The sequence below is a fragment of the Pararhodonellum marinum genome (assembly GCF_015354735.1).
Classification (GTDB): domain Bacteria; phylum Bacteroidota; class Bacteroidia; order Cytophagales; family Cyclobacteriaceae; genus Pararhodonellum; species Pararhodonellum marinum.
In genome coordinates this window covers 72,043-86,888 of the sequence record NZ_JACEFJ010000004.1, presented here as the reverse complement: position 1 = coordinate 86,888, position 14,846 = coordinate 72,043, and the positions used below count along the sequence as shown (strand labels likewise).

Below are 14,846 nucleotides of genomic sequence, written 5' to 3'. Positions count from 1 at the left end.
TCAGCGGTTTTTCAACGAAAGATCTATCATTTGTTTACCTCGATGTTGCTAAACCAAATAATTCTTTGTCCGGCCTCATTTCGATGGGAGGTGGCCAGGGTGATGCCGTTGAATTCCTTTTCTTCTTCCCATGTAATCGCCCTTCCCTCAGGACCGTTGCCTCTACGGAATACCCATTCTTTGATCTTGTGATTCTCGTCAAGATATAGATCATAAGCATCCCCAGGGGTATAGCCATCCTCTTCATTGTATACAATGGTCAACTTGGTAGAAGCATTCCCTGATATCGGGGCGCTTACTCCTTCCTCCACTTCGTGGGAATAGCCTTTGTCCCATGCCAATTGGAAAGGATACATCAGCCAGTACTTGTCATTGATGAATCCTCTGTCTGCCGGAGGCTTTTGGTCGGATGGAAGATCCAGGCTATAGGTATAGGAGGTGTCCGCATTGGCAAAATAAACGGTGTTTTCCTTCAGATTCCATTTCCAATCCCTTGTGCTGACAGTTGCACTGTCTACCTGAACATTCCAGGTATAAGCGATGGACTTTACTTTTTCCATTTGATCAAAGCCATAAGCTTTGGCCACTTTCATGGGCAATATCTGATCGGTTTCGGTTTTTGGGCCGTTGCAGCTTGCCAGAAGAATAATTGTCAAGCAGGCTGAAATCCATCTATTTTTCATTTGTCAGGTCAAATTAAGTTTTTGGGTTATTATTCTAAAAGCAATATACCTATAAAAACCAATGAATACCATTAAAAACTGATAGGATTGTAAAGCCTGTTTAGGCCTGCCAAAGGGCTGTCATTTCCTATACAGGGGCATGCTGCAACAGCGAAAAGAACCTCCTGTAGAGGGCGCGCCGTCAAAGGGCAATGTGATGACCTTAATACCAGCATTTCTAATCTGTTCATTGACAACAGTGCAATCCTGATGCGCTCTACTGATCAATTTTTCAGGAGTGAGAGACAATACGTTGGTAGCCAAGGCAGCTTGCTGGAGCTTATCCACGCAGATCCAAATGTAGAGCTCTCGTATTTCTTGAGGGACTTCCTCGAAACCTGCCTCATAAATCAGCGCATGTTGTTTGCCGATGGGGTTAAACATACAGTCCAGGTGCAATACATCTTCTCCTTCATCGAGGCTCTTTGCCAGAATAGGAACCACTTTGAATTCTTCCCCAAAATTATTGCTGAGAAATTCTATTCCTTCCCAATTGGTTCTCTGGGAAATGGAAACAAAAAGATGGCCCTTGTCCACCATAATGTCTCCTCCTTCAATCAAGCAAGTCGGGGAATCAGGGATGATAATTGGGGAATTTAGTTCTTTCAGGTAGGAAAGCACACCTGCTATTTCATATCGTCTACTTCTTTTCACCATGTTGCAGATCAGAAACTGTTCTCCAATGACTACCCCTATGTCTCTGGGAGTAAGTTGATCATAGACAAAGCCACCGATGAATTCCGGGACCAAAACCTCAATTCCCTCAGCCTCTAATACAGCTTGAAAACTTTTGAATTCGTGCATCAGGTCTTCGGTTTTTGGGAGGCCTTTCTTTTGTACCTCATTGATGATTTCGATATAAAAAGGCTCTTGGGCATAGTTGGCAGCCCTACCGATGATTACCTTTTCCAAAGGGTCGGTTTCGTTGAATTGTCTGATTTTAACTGTCATGGTAAAGGATCAAAATGTAAAAGTCAAAGGGTTTCTGCCGCTGAAGATTTTGATTTCCAAAAACCACGCAAAATCGACCCAAACGCAAACAAAACGATTACTGCCAGGGTAAACCAACCCAATATTGGAATAAATGTCAAAACCTTCAATCCAATAAAGATGGCGAAAGCAATCAGGATAACCTGCCAAAAAGGCCAGATCGTTTGGTTTTTATACTGAATATAATGCGCAATCATTAAAGCCGATATAGTGGCCGCAAATAGCATGATTAAGGTGTATAAAAACAAAAGGATCAACCCTATGGGTAAGCCTATCAAACTTAAAAACGCCATTAAGATCAAAACGGGTATTCCCAACACAAAAAGAAATCCTAAACCGAGTGTTTTTCCTAAATCATCCAAGCCAACCCTTGCGGCTTTCAGAAAAATGGGCTTCATCAACAGCAGAAGAATCACCATCATTAAAAGCACTGTACCCAAATACCAAAATAACCCTATCAAAGTGGCAAAGCCAAATATTTTCAAGCCTTTTCTTTCAGGTTTTAGGTTCTCATCAAAAACTGCCTCTCCCCCTTTTAAAGAAGAACCAAAATCCAGGTTTTTATCTTGGGACCAATACCTCACCTGATCCTCAAAAACAGCATTTTCTCCGATCTGAATACTTTCTGCGGTCAATAAGGCGATACCTTCTACTACACCGTTGATGGTAACCTGTCCACAATTTGCCTCTAGCTTTTGGTGTAGTGTTCCATTCAGGACAAAATCGCCCGAAGCCAGCATCACTTCACCCATTACAGACCCGTCAATTTGAATGGTACCTCCACTTACAATTAAATTGCCATGAATGATTGCATTTTTTCCTACCGTCAACTGACCTCCAGCCATGACCACATCTCCCCATACTTCTGAAGCCAAGGCCACTTCTCCTCCTGCACAGCGCAAGTCATCCCCTATTATGCCATTGAATATTAAAGATCCGCCGGCAGCCAATACATCCTCCTGAATGCTGTCATTTACAGTCAAATTGCCTCCTGCCGCTAACAAATCACCGGAAACCGGTGCATTTATGGTTATGTTTCCACCTGCCACATAAAGATTTCCAGGATGGGGTTTGTCGATGTTTACATTTTCCCCTGAACTAAAATCCTTGATTTGAAAAGCACAAAGGGAAAAAAACAACAAGACACAAAAGGACAAATGGATTGGTTTTTTCATGGCGCTGGAGTTTATCCATAAAAATGGCTTAGGTAAGTTACCCAATAATCAATAGTTTATCAATGGGATGATTCAATATTTACAACTAAAAAAAAATGGATTTAAAAAAAATTAAAATTTCAAGAATGTAAATACATCAATCAGTTGTACCAATCGGCAGTTCAAATGTCAATTCACCCATTCACATTTGCTCTTTTGTCTTTCGGAAAACGATTAAAGTATTTTGTGAAATCTTTTTGCCAAATCCTTGACTACGGTTCAATTCACTTTGGCGATATGGTACCATTGAAGATTTTAAAAATTTAGTAAAATCTATGAGTAAAAGAACAATAATTTTAAATCGTCAAATTCAATAACTCAACTGTTCTTTTTGGTTTTTGTACTGTTTTTTATGTATTTCAAAAATAGCTTTTAGCTTTTTGAAATATGGAATACAATTTGAAAAAATAATTGAATTGTATTCAATTTATGATGAATTGTAGCATTTCTTTCATTTCACTTCCAAGCTTATCGGTAAACGCTGAGAATTTAAAGTTTTAATTTCAAAATGTGCATGATAAAAAAATGGCAAATGGGAAGCAAAAAACCCAACTGAGTTAACATCTACATCTTAAACTACCAATAAGTTAGATTGAAAGGAATCAAACTGAATGAAGCTACAATTTAATCCATCCTGACTATGTCAGCTCCCAAGGCATTCAGCCTTTGATCTATGTATTGATAGCCTCGGTCTATTTGTTCGATATTATCGATCACTGATGTCCCTTCGGCGGATAAGGCAGCAATCAACAGCGCCACACCTGCTCTGATGTCAGGAGAGGTCATTCTGATGCCCCTTAGGGAATATTTTCTGTCCAGCCCGATGACAGTGGCTCGGTGTGGGTCGCACAAAATAATCTGAGCCCCCATATCGATCAACTTATCCACAAAAAACAAACGGCTTTCAAACATTTTTTGGTGTACCAATACGGTACCTTTGGCTTGCGTGGCAGTCACCAACACGATACTCAGCAAATCAGGTGTAAATCCTGGCCAAATGGCATCTGCAATGGTGAGAATAGACCCATCGATATAGGTATCAATCTCAAAATGCTTCTGGGCCGGAATGTGGATGTCATCTCCACGGAACTCCATCTGAATCCCCATCCTTTTGAAAACATCCGGAATGATCCCAAGGCGGTGAATCTGTGCATCCTTGATGGTGATTTCTGACTGTGTCATGGCAGCGAGGCCTATAAAAGACCCAATCTCTATCATGTCAGGCAGAAGGGTATGTTCCGTTCCCTTTAGAGATGATACCCCCTCAATGTGCAGGAGGTTGGATCCTACTCCGGTGATTTTTGCACCCATGCGGTTAAGCATGTCACACAATTGTTGCAAATAAGGTTCGCAGGCAGCATTGTATATGCTGGTCTTGCCTTCTGCCAACACGGCGGCCATGACAATATTGGCTGTGCCTGTCACCGAAGCCTCATCCAGCAGCATGTAGCAACCTTTGAGGTTTTTTCCGTCTATGTTGTAAATCTCCCTTTTTGCATCGTAGTGGAATTTGGCCCCAAGTCTTTGGAATCCTACAAAGTGTGTATCCAATCTTCTTCGACCAATTTTATCACCTCCGGGCTTGGATAGTTTACCGGTTCCAAAGCGGGCCAACAGTGGCCCTAAAATCATCACAGAACCCCTGAGTGCGGAGGCTTTCTTTAAAAAATCATCGGTTTCAAGGTATTTGAGGTCAATTTGATCCGCTTTAAAACGGTAGCTTTCAGGTCCGGTCTTGTCTACCTTTACGCCCATTTCAGAAAGCAATTCGATCAGCTTGTTGACATCTCTGATATTGGGAATTTTATGGATCGTGATTTCTTCTTTGGTCAACAATACCGCACACAAAATCTGTAGGGCTTCATTTTTGGCCCCTTGAGGGATGATTTCACCTTTAAGCTTCAATCCACCCTTTACTCTGAATGATGACATTAATTTCTGCGTTTTTTGTGGTTTCCTCCTCCGTTTCTTTTCTTAAAGCCATTGCCATAGCGCGGTCTTGGCGCATTGCTTTCCATTTCGGTATTAGATGGCAGTTTAAAATCTCTACGGGTATTGGTTTCAAAAAGTCCGTTCTCTTTTACTTTATCCAGATCAATGTGCAACTTGCCTTTGGACAGGGTCTTGATGTCATCCAGGATGATGCCATCATCAAAGTTTTCCCTGTTCCAAGTGGAATGGAAGCTTCGCATCAACTGACCAATGTAAATAATGGCTGCCTCCTGTTCTTCGTCGTCCTCAATTTCTATGGCTTTTTCAATGAGTTTTTCAATGTTTCTGCCATAGTGTTTGAATTTAACTTCGCCTACCGGATAACCCACTTTCTGTGGTTTTTTACCCAACAGTTCCTTCTCAGGCATGGGGAAGGGGGCATCCACATCCAGCTCGAAATCCGACATGATGTAAAGGTCGTCCCAGAGTTTTTGGTCACTTTCTGATTTCAGTTGGGGATTAAGTTGTTTCATCAACTCTACGAGGGTATAGGCTGAAGCTGTACGCTTGTCCTTGTCAGAAACGGTCTTGATATGATCAACTAGTTTCTGGATGTTTGATCCGTATTCTTTCAAAATTAATGAGTTTTTATGCTTTCTTAAATTTTCCATGCTTTCCCCGGCTTTCAATAAGACCTGCTTAAGGTACAAAAAATCAAAATAATAGGGGAATATTCAGCAAATTATCTATCCTATGATATGAAGCTTCGCAAAGCTAAGTAATAATGTCTTTTCTCCAAAATTATCGAATTGAATTACCGCCTTTTTATTGGCCCCTTCTATTTCTATCTTTTCCACCAGCCCATAACCAAATTTCTGGTGCTCCACTTTCATGCCTGCCTGAAGGTGGTTGGTATTGGAAGGTTTGAAATCCGGACTTGGGGTATGCACTTTAGCCGTGACACCGGGTCTTACCGCAGGTTTTTTGAGTCCTATAAATCCATTTCTGCCTTCTCTGAGTTCCTGAGCAAAAGAACTGCTCGGCAAGCTGCTGCCCATTCTTTTGTTGACTTTGATACAAGCGGGGTCCACCTCCTCTAGAAAGCGGCTGGGTTCACAGTTCAGCAAACGGCCATACCGGTAACGGGTAAGGGCATAGCTCAGGTAAAGCTTATCCATGGCACGGGTACAGGCCACATAAAAAAGCCTCCTTTCTTCTTCCAGGTCTTCCCTGCTTTGCATCATCATCTGGGAAGGAAAAAGGTCCTCCTCCATGCCCACCACAAAAACATACCTGAATTCCAACCCTTTGGAAGAGTGGATGGTCATCAAGGTGACTGCATCTGTAGTATCCTTGTCTCTGTCATTATCGGTCAACAGTGCGATTTCCTGTAGGAAAGACCCCAGGCTTTTGTCCTCATTTTCAGGATTGTCCACATATTCCTTGATGGCATTGAGCAATTCCTGCACGTTTTCGTAGCGGTTGAGTCCCTCTATGGTTTTGTCCTGATAGAGTTCGCGCAACAAGCCGGATTGTTTGGCAATGAATGTGGAGGCATCATAGGCATCCTTCCGCTCCACCTCCATCCTGAAACTCCGGATCATGGTATTGAAATCCTCCACTGTACTGACCGCTCTCCCGGTCAAAAAGCTTGAAGCATTGTTCAGCACTTCCTGGATTTCGATGTCATGCTCATAGGCCGCAACCAGGATCTTCTCCACTGTGGTGTCACCGATTCCCCGTTTGGGAAAATTGATGATCCTTTTAAAAGCCTCTTCGTCGTTCGGATTGACCACGAGGCGCATGTAGGCCATCAGGTCTTTGATTTCCTTCCTTTGGTAAAAAGATAGCCCTCCGACGATTTTGTAGGTGACATTCATTTTACGAAGGGCTTCCTCGATGGACCTGGACTGGGAATTGGTTCTGTACAATACCGCAAAATCACTGTTGAGCAGCTTCTTGTTGTTTTTCTCTTCGAAGATGGTTGTGGCGACAATCCTTCCTTCCTCATTGTCAGAACTGGCCTTGATCAATTCAATGGCATCTCCATCGTCATTTTGAGTCCAGACATCTTTTTTGAGCTGGGCTTTGTTTTTGGCAATGATGCTGTTGGCTGCCTGTACGATGTTTTTGGTGGAGCGGTAGTTCTGCTCCAACTTGACCACATGCAGGTCCGGGTAATCCTTTTCAAAGTTCAAGATGTTCTGGATATCCGCCCCTCTGAAGGCATAGATACTTTGGGCATCATCCCCCACCACGCAGATGTTCTGATGCACCGCAGCCAGTTTTTTGGTAATCAGGTATTGGGAAAGATTTGTGTCCTGAAACTCATCCACCATCACATATTTGAACCTTTGCTGGTATTTGTTCAGCACGTCCAAATGATCTCTAAACAAGACGTTGGTGTTGAACAACAGGTCATCAAAATCCATGGCGGAAGCCTTGAAAAGCCTTTTTTGGTAAGTACTGTATATTTCCCCCATTTTGGGTTTCATGGCCGTTTCATCATCTGCTTTGATGTGGGGATCCTGCAGGTAGGTTTCCCAAGAGATCAGCCTGTTTTTAGCGCCAGAAATTCTGGCCAATACCGTTCCCTGTTTGTACACCTTATCGTCGAGCTTCATCTCTTTCACTATAGTTCTAATCAGAGATTTGCTGTCGTCACTATCATAAATGGTGAAATTGGATGGATAACCCAGTTTGTCGGCTTCCACCCGGAGGATCTTGGCAAAAGTGGAGTGGAAAGTCCCCATCCAGGTATTTCTTGCTTCCAGTCCCACGATCCTTTCTATCCTGTGCTTCATTTCCTGGGCAGCCTTGTTGGTAAAGGTGAGCGAAAGAATGTTAAATGGATCTATGCCTTTTTGGTAAATCAGGTGTGCTACCCGATAGGTCAATACCCTGGTCTTGCCGGAACCTGCTCCTGCGATGATCATCAGGGGACCTTCTGTATGTTCTACTGCTTCTCTTTGGGGGGGGTTGAGTCCTTTGAGGTAATCCATTCTTTTATAACTCTCCTGTAAACTGATAAGGTTCAAAGTTAAGGGATTTGTTCCAAATAGGGAGAAAGAACATTTATTTTGAAAGGAAAAAACCTTAAGGTTGGTTTTAGTCTCCGTTGCCATTTTCATCCTGAAAATAGGTAAAAATGCGGGTATGTAAAAGTTGGAAACCGAGTTGCGGATAAAACTCCTCTTCTTTGACCAACTGGTCTTTTTCATTGTAATAGTACCGAAAGACATCGTCTCTCTCTAGACTGCCTATTTTATTGGTTTCTTTGGCTTCTAGGCGATTTAAAGCATCGTAGCGGAAAATGTGTTCGTACATCGGTGTAGTTCCTGCCCAAAAGATATGTTTGATTTTCCTCCCCTGCTCATCATATATGAACTCATCGGCTTCAGTGTCTTGATTTTTTCCGTACCTAATGAATTGGAGCTGCCCCAATTCATTGTAATGATGGGTCAACCTGGGTTCATTTTGGGAATTTAGGATTTGAAAAAGTCTACCTTGATCATCGTAAGTAAAATATTTTGTTGAATTAAGAGTAAACTCTCCAGATTTATGAAAAAAGTCCAATTCTCTTCTGATTTTGTTGTCTTCGTATTCGATTAATTTTGCCCCTAATGTGTCAAGGCCAAATCTTCCAATTACTAGGGTAGGCCTTCGGTCGCTATCATAATACCAATCTTGTATTACATAATTCCCTTCAATATCCCCAGGTAATACCTCGACTAATTTCAATTCTCCTGATGGAGTGAATAGATCACCTTCAAGAAGTGCCCTGACCTCATTTTCCATAACGGAATCGTCCACAATAGGAGCTTCTACTTGGTCCAGATCACAAGCGTAAAGGCATGAAATACAGATGATCAGCAAATATTTTCTTCTTTTCATTTGAATTTAGTTTTGCTTCACTAAATTAGCAGGTGAAATTATAAATACAAATTTTAAAAAGAGAGATTTCACTTTTTGTATTGCTTGTTGCCTACTTTGAGCTATCAGCTTCGAGCTGTTTATCTGATTTCCTGTTCTCTATTCTTCTGTTTTCCCACACACCGCTCTGATTTTTAAAAAATGATAGATGATGAATTGGGGTTTACGAGGTACGGGACAACGCCTTTCACCTTTCGGCTTTGAGCTTTGGGCCTTATTACTTAGATCTTCAGGTTTTTCATTTGATACTGATATCCTATTCTTCTGATTTCCAATATGGAAGCCAAAATCCAAGTCCCGGTAGCCTAGACAACATACCAAAGGTACACATTCCGACAACAGCCCTCTGCAGGTGGGTAAGACAACCTACTTGAGGTAGGTATGCTGGATAACAGGTCCCCAAAGGTGGGCCTTGAGAACCCGACAACTCGAATTGGATGCCTTGCTACGAAGACAGATTAAGGTGGAGCGGTAAGAGGGACATGGGCATTGAAGAAAAGAAAAAAGGGAAATGGAAAAACGCACGAGGTTCACTCCTTCCACCGGTTGTGGCTCCATAGGTACAGGTCGGGTTCCTGACGGATATTATCTTCTGTCCTTAGGATAAATTCATCTGTAATGCTGTGGTCCGGGGTATCGGCATAGGGGGGCTCGGCAATGAGGCTGTAGGTGAAACTGTAATGGCCCCTTTTTTCCTTTTTGCAGTAGCCATAGACCACCGGATTTGCAAACCGCTTAGCAAGTTTTTCTGCACCTTCGAAGAAAGCGGTCTCCCTATTCATAAACAGGGTCTTGTAGCGGACTTCGGCATGCACCGGCCTTTGGTCTGCGGCGAGCACAATCAGCCTGGGCTCATCCCGCCGGCGTAGAAAATCCCTTTGAAAAGCATTGCGCTCAATCAGGCTGGCATTGAACCTACCCCTGATGGTCTTCATCAGCTTGTCCGAAAAAGCATTGTTCAGTTTCAGGTAGACCACTTCGGCTTGGTTCCCCATAAACCAAGAAGCCCCCAACAGATGGGCCTCCCAGTTGAAAAAATGTCCCTGAACCCCTATCACGACCTTTCCATCATCGATCAGGTCCGTCACGAGTGACAGATTCTTGATTTTGACCCTGCGCTGCAGTTCTGCCTCTGACATGGTCAATAGCTTAAGGATCTCGGCAAATGAATCCGTGAAATTCCGGTAAAACCGGTTTTTGATCTCCTTTCTTTCTTTGTGGGTTTTCTCCGGAAAGGCATAAAGCAGGTTTTTGTCGATCACCTTTGCCCTGTAGCGGATAAGATAGCGGGCAATAAGGTAAAAAAAATCAGACAAAAGGTACAGGAAGCCCAAAGGAAGGAAAGAAATCAGGCGGAGGACAAACATTCAGGGACGGGACAGGTTTGGTTTAATCAAATGAAGCAGGCAGGCCGCTTAAGCAAGCCCAAAATAAATGAAAATGGGTGAATTCTTGCTAAAAATTAGTTATAAATTCACCCATTGATTATTTTTGAAACTTATGTCAGAAGTACAGCGAAAAAAATATTCCGATAAAGAGAAAAACGACATTTTTGACAATGAGTTTATGCCCCATATAGACTCCATGTACAATTTTGCGTACCGTTTGACTTTTGATGAAGATGATGCGAAGGATTTGGTGCAGGACACTTATCTCAAAGCATTTCGTTTTATCAATTCCTTTGAACAGGGCACTAATGCCAAGGCATGGTTGTTTAGGATATTGAAAAACAGTTTCATCAATGAATACAGAAAGAAAAGCAAGCAGCCGCCAAAGGTAGATTATCAGGAAGTTGAAACTTATTACAACTCTGAAAACGTTGACTATACGATAACCTCAGACCTCCGAGTAGATTCCGTCAAAGACATGCTCGGGGATGAGATTTCAAATGCACTCAATAGTTTGGCAGTGGATTTCAGAACCGTCATTATCCTTTGTGATTTGGAAGGTTTCACCTACGAAGAAATGGCTAAAATTCTGGATATCCCTATCGGGACGGTCAGGTCTAGATTACACAGAGCCAGGAACTTATTGAAAGAAAAGCTGCGTTCTTATGCACAGAACATGGGCTATGATACAGATGAAGAAATTTAAAAGCTAGATAGGACAATAATAAAAAGATGGAGGAGAATAACTTAGAAACATCCGGAGAAAGGAAATTAAATTGTGGTGAAATGGGAAAATGCTTCCAGCTTTTGGAGAGCATACTGGATGGAGAAGCCATGGATGAGGGAAAGGCAGTCCTTGATGAAAAGTTGGCCAAGTGCCAGCCTTGCTTTGAAAGATACCATCTTGAACAGGCCATCAAGGAAGTGTTGAAGACCAAGTGTACAAAAAAAGCCGTCCCCACCGAACTCATCATGAACATCCGGTCGAAAATAGAAGAATTCAAATAATTCCCCTTTCATGTCCTCAGGCAAAGCCATCATATTTTCTGCCCCTTCGGGTTCCGGAAAAACCACAATCGTACGTCACCTCATATCCCAAAATCCCAGTTTGGGATTTTCTATTTCTGCCTGTACAAGAGATAAAAGAGGCCGAACTGAAGTCAATGGGAAAGACTATTATTTTTTAAGTCCTGAAGAATTCAAGCAGAAAATAGATGATGATGCTTTCATTGAGTGGGAGGAAGTGTATGAAGGGAATTTTTACGGAACCTTAAAAGAAGAAATTGAGAGGGTCTGGAATGCCGGAAAACATGTGATTTTTGATGTAGACGTAAAAGGAGGACTCAAACTCAAAGAATATTTTGGAGAAAAAGGGCTGGCCATTTTTGTGGAAGTACCTTCTTTGGATATTTTGAAAGAAAGACTCAAGGATCGAGGTACCGAATCTGAGGAAAGTCTTTCCCGGAGACTTTACAAAGCCCAGTTTGAAATGGGCTTCAAAGATAAATTTGATGCCATCATTGTCAACGATGACATCAACAAATCCAAAGCGGAAGCTGAAAAACTGGTCAAAGAATTTTTAGGAGGTTAGATTGTGAACATAGGTTTGTTTTTTGGCTCTTTCAATCCAATCCACACCGGTCATTTGATCATTGCCAATATCATGCTTGACCGGACGCCGCTGGATGAGATCTGGTTTGTGGTATCTCCTCAAAATCCCCACAAAAAAAGAAATACCCTATTACATGAATTCGACCGGCTCAGAATGGTTGAATTGGCCATTGGCAACCACTATCAGTTCAGGGCATCCGATGTGGAATTCAACATGCCAAAGCCCAGTTATACCGTGGATACCCTGACCTACCTGACAGATAAGCATCCAAACCATCAATTCAGCCTGATCTTGGGTGAGGACAATCTCAAGCACTTTCACAAATGGAAGAACTATGAGGCCATACTTGATCATTACAGCATTTACGTGTATCCGAGACCGGGTGACCGGGTCAATTTTGACCACCCAAAAGTAACCTTTGTGGAAGCGCCATTGATAGATATTTCTGCCACTTACATCAGGGATGCCATTCAAAATGGCCATTCGGTGAAGTATCTCATTCCCGCAGATGTGGAATCTTATATCCAGGCAAAAAAACTGTTTATCTAATCCAAAAGAATTCAGATCACCTGAAATCCGTGAACGTAAGGATCCTCATCATCTAAGATAATTGTGTTGTAGCCGGTGACCATGGCCCAACCCTGTATACTTGGAATGATCCCAAAGTAAGTTCCGACCTTCGCCTCCGAAACAATTTTCCCGATAAATTGAGAACCTATAAAGCTTTCATGGATAAATTCCTGCCCTTTCTCAAGCTGACCTTTGGCATACCACTGGGCCATCCTTGCGGAAGTACCTGTCCCACAAGGTGACCGGTCAATGGCTTTTTCTCCATAAAACACGGCATTCCTGGCTGTAGCCGTGGCAGAAATTGGTTTCCCTGTCCATAAAATATGAGAAATTCCGCTGATTTGTGGATGATGGGGATGGGAAAATGAATGGGATGCATTGAGATTTTTGCGGATAGCTCGGCTCATGGCCACGAGCTGTTCGGCTTTGAAGTGCTCAAGACCCGGGAAATTTTCCTGAGCATCTACGATGGCATAAAAATTCCCTCCATAAGCCACATCTACCTTTAACCGCCCCAACTCCTCACTGAACACTTCAATATCCTTTTCGGCGAGGAAACTGGCTACATTGGTCAAGGTCACAGCAGTTACTTTTTTTCCCTTCAATTCATAACTAACTTCAATGAGTCCCGCCGGAACCTCTAGCCTGAGAAACCCGGGTTTTTTCGGAATAATCAGTCCTTCTTCCACAGCTATGGTCACGGTACCTATAGTACCGTGACCACACATGGGTAAGCATCCGCTCGTTTCTATAAACAAAACACCGGCATCATTTTCAGGGTCATGGGGCGGAAATAACATAGCCCCGGACATCATGTCGTGTCCCCTCGGTTCAAACATCAGCCCTTTGCGGATCCAATCAAACTGATCCATGAAATGCCTTCGTTTTTCCAACATGGTATTTCCTGAAAGGAAAGGAACCCCACCCGTAACCAACCTAACCGGATTGCCACAGGTATGGGCATCTATGCAGCTAAAGGTTTTTCTCATGCAAAGTCCCTTAGAAAAACTTGCCTATTGGGTGTATTTTCCATCCACCAAACGCCAGATTCCAAGTGGATTATCATCTCTGAGGGCATCCGGAAGTAAGGATTCAGGCATATCCTGAAACGCAATGGGGCGAGCAAATCGTTTGATGGCATAAGCCCCGACTGAGGTCCCGCGACTATCTGTAGTAGATGGATAAGGTCCGCCATGTTGCATGGCATAACCCACTTCCACACCAGTAGGAACCCCTTTGAAAAGCAATCTGCCACATTTTTCTTCCAATAGATTGATTAGGAACAACTGATCCTTCAGCTCATCATCCTCCGCCCATATCGTACAAGTCAACTGTCCCTGCAGCTTATGGGCTACTTCCAAAAGCTCATCATTATTATGGTAAACCACCATGAGCGCAAAAGCCCCGAAAACTTCTTTCTGGAAATGGTCATCTTTGAGCCAGTCTTTGATTTTGATTTTGGCTAAGGCCGCGCTGCCGTTGATCAGGTGTTTTGGTTTTGCCACCTTGACCCAATCCAGCTCATTTCTGGTTTGCAGGTATTGCAATGAGTCATAATAGCTCTGGGCAATGCCTTCGTGCAGCATGGGGGCGGCTGCGATGTCCTCAAGTTCTGCTTTGACCGCATCCGAGAATTCTTTTTCTTGATCTTTGTGAACGAAAATCAAACCTGGATTGGTACAAAATTGGCCCACTCCCATGGTGAGAGAACCCACAAAAGACTTCGCTAAAGCTTCAAGGTTTTTACCCAACTTCTGAGGAAAAGTAAAAACCGGATTGACACTTCCCATCTCGGCGTACACAGGAATGGGATGCTCTCTTTTATTGGCCAGATCAAAAAGGGATTTCCCACCTTGATGTGATCCGGTAAAGGCTACTGCGCGAAGCAACGGATGATTGACAAGGTTTTGGCCCATTTCTATACCTCCTTCCACATGTTGGAAAATCCCTTCGGGAAGAGCGGATACTTCAATGGCTTTTTTGATGGCACCAGCCACCAATTTGGAGGTTTCCGGATGGGCAGGATGGGCTTTATAAATAACCGGGCAACCTGCTGCCAGGGCAGAAAGGGTATCTCCACCGGCGGTGGAGAAAGCAAGTGGGAAATTGCTGGCTCCAAAGACAGCTACAGGTCCAAGTGGGGTGATCATCCTTCTGACATCAGGCTTGGGGGCCGGCTGTCTGGAAGGATCAGGAAGGTCTATGGTCGCTTCTACCCAGCTTCCTTCCTCAACCAAATTTGCAAATAGGCCGATTTGTCCAAGCGTCCTGCCCAATTCCCCTGTGATCCGTCCCTCAGGCAGATTAGACTCCTTGCTGGCTACTGGAATCAACTCCGTTCTAATGGCGTCAATCTGTTTGGCAATTTGCCTGATAAATGCAGATTTTTCTTTGGGTTGGACATTTTTGAAAAAAAGAAAGGCTTCCTGGGCTCTTTCCAGGATGTGATCTAAGTCAATAGGCATGGTGGATTTTTTTTAGGTTA

The 14,846-nt window shown here is 43.1% G+C and carries 14 protein-coding genes; 4 read left to right on the top strand and 10 right to left on the bottom strand.

Annotated features, from left to right (window positions below; genetic code table 11):
- Positions 1-26: 26 nt before the first annotated feature.
- The 8 genes from H1A14_RS09670 to H1A14_RS09635 form a co-directional block, all read right to left on the bottom strand.
- Positions 27-683, bottom strand: coding sequence for a hypothetical protein (locus H1A14_RS09670; RefSeq protein WP_194776052.1), 657 nt, complete (start codon positions 681-683; stop codon positions 27-29).
- Positions 684-803: 120 nt separating this feature from the next.
- Positions 804-1,673, bottom strand: a complete 870-nt coding sequence (locus tag H1A14_RS09665; protein ID WP_194776051.1) for a dimethylarginine dimethylaminohydrolase family protein — start codon at positions 1,671-1,673, stop codon at positions 804-806.
- A 23-nt stretch (positions 1,674-1,696) separates the two neighbouring features.
- A complete protein-coding gene (locus H1A14_RS09660; RefSeq protein ID WP_194776050.1) occupies positions 1,697-2,887 on the bottom strand; it encodes a bactofilin family protein in 1,191 nt (396 codons plus the stop codon).
- A gap of 663 nt (positions 2,888-3,550) precedes the next feature.
- Complete coding sequence (murA, locus tag H1A14_RS09655; RefSeq protein ID WP_194776049.1) at positions 3,551-4,858, bottom strand: UDP-N-acetylglucosamine 1-carboxyvinyltransferase; 1,308 nt, start codon at positions 4,856-4,858, stop codon at positions 3,551-3,553.
- Positions 4,858-5,529 (bottom strand): DUF4290 domain-containing protein, encoded by a 672-nt coding sequence (locus H1A14_RS09650; RefSeq protein ID WP_194776048.1) that lies wholly within the window; start codon positions 5,527-5,529, stop codon positions 4,858-4,860. The genes murA and H1A14_RS09650 overlap by 1 nt, the downstream gene beginning before the upstream one ends.
- 75 nt (positions 5,530-5,604) lie before the next feature.
- Positions 5,605-7,860 carry an ATP-dependent helicase gene (locus H1A14_RS09645; protein WP_194776299.1) on the bottom strand — a complete coding sequence of 752 codons (2,256 nt, stop codon included), beginning with the start codon at positions 7,858-7,860 and terminating at the stop codon, positions 5,605-5,607.
- Positions 7,861-7,966: 106 nt separating this feature from the next.
- Positions 7,967-8,752, bottom strand: a complete 786-nt coding sequence (locus H1A14_RS09640) for a hypothetical protein (protein ID WP_194776047.1) — start codon at positions 8,750-8,752, stop codon at positions 7,967-7,969.
- 569 nt (positions 8,753-9,321) lie between these two features.
- Positions 9,322-10,158: a lysophospholipid acyltransferase family protein gene (locus H1A14_RS09635; RefSeq protein WP_194776046.1), complete on the bottom strand. Its 837-nt coding sequence runs from the start codon at positions 10,156-10,158 to the stop codon at positions 9,322-9,324.
- Between the two features lie 133 nt (positions 10,159-10,291).
- On the opposite strand from H1A14_RS09635, the gene H1A14_RS09630 reads away from it, so the two are divergent.
- The 4 genes from H1A14_RS09630 to nadD all read left to right on the top strand — a co-directional run bounded on the left by H1A14_RS09630 (position 10,292) and on the right by nadD (position 12,340).
- Positions 10,292-10,885, top strand: a complete 594-nt coding sequence (locus H1A14_RS09630) for a sigma-70 family RNA polymerase sigma factor (protein WP_194776045.1) — start codon at positions 10,292-10,294, stop codon at positions 10,883-10,885.
- An 80-nt stretch (positions 10,886-10,965) separates the two neighbouring features.
- Entirely contained in the window at positions 10,966-11,187 is a 222-nt protein-coding gene (locus H1A14_RS09625; RefSeq protein ID WP_228527711.1) for an anti-sigma factor, read from the top strand.
- Between the two features lie 10 nt (positions 11,188-11,197).
- Positions 11,198-11,770: a guanylate kinase gene (gene gmk, locus H1A14_RS09620; RefSeq protein WP_194776043.1), complete on the top strand. Its 573-nt coding sequence runs from the start codon at positions 11,198-11,200 to the stop codon at positions 11,768-11,770.
- Positions 11,771-11,773: 3 nt separating this feature from the next.
- Positions 11,774-12,340: a nicotinate (nicotinamide) nucleotide adenylyltransferase gene (gene nadD / locus H1A14_RS09615; protein WP_194776042.1), complete on the top strand. Its 567-nt coding sequence runs from the start codon at positions 11,774-11,776 to the stop codon at positions 12,338-12,340.
- An 11-nt stretch (positions 12,341-12,351) separates the two neighbouring features.
- Here nadD and H1A14_RS09610 read toward each other — a convergent pair whose 3' ends face one another.
- Both H1A14_RS09610 and H1A14_RS09605 read right to left on the bottom strand, forming a co-directional pair.
- Positions 12,352-13,350: a 4-hydroxyproline epimerase gene (locus H1A14_RS09610; RefSeq protein ID WP_194776041.1), complete on the bottom strand. Its 999-nt coding sequence runs from the start codon at positions 13,348-13,350 to the stop codon at positions 12,352-12,354.
- A 24-nt stretch (positions 13,351-13,374) separates the two neighbouring features.
- Positions 13,375-14,826 (bottom strand): aldehyde dehydrogenase (NADP(+)), encoded by a 1,452-nt coding sequence (locus H1A14_RS09605; RefSeq protein WP_228527710.1) that lies wholly within the window; start codon positions 14,824-14,826, stop codon positions 13,375-13,377.
- Positions 14,827-14,846 lie beyond the last annotated feature (20 nt).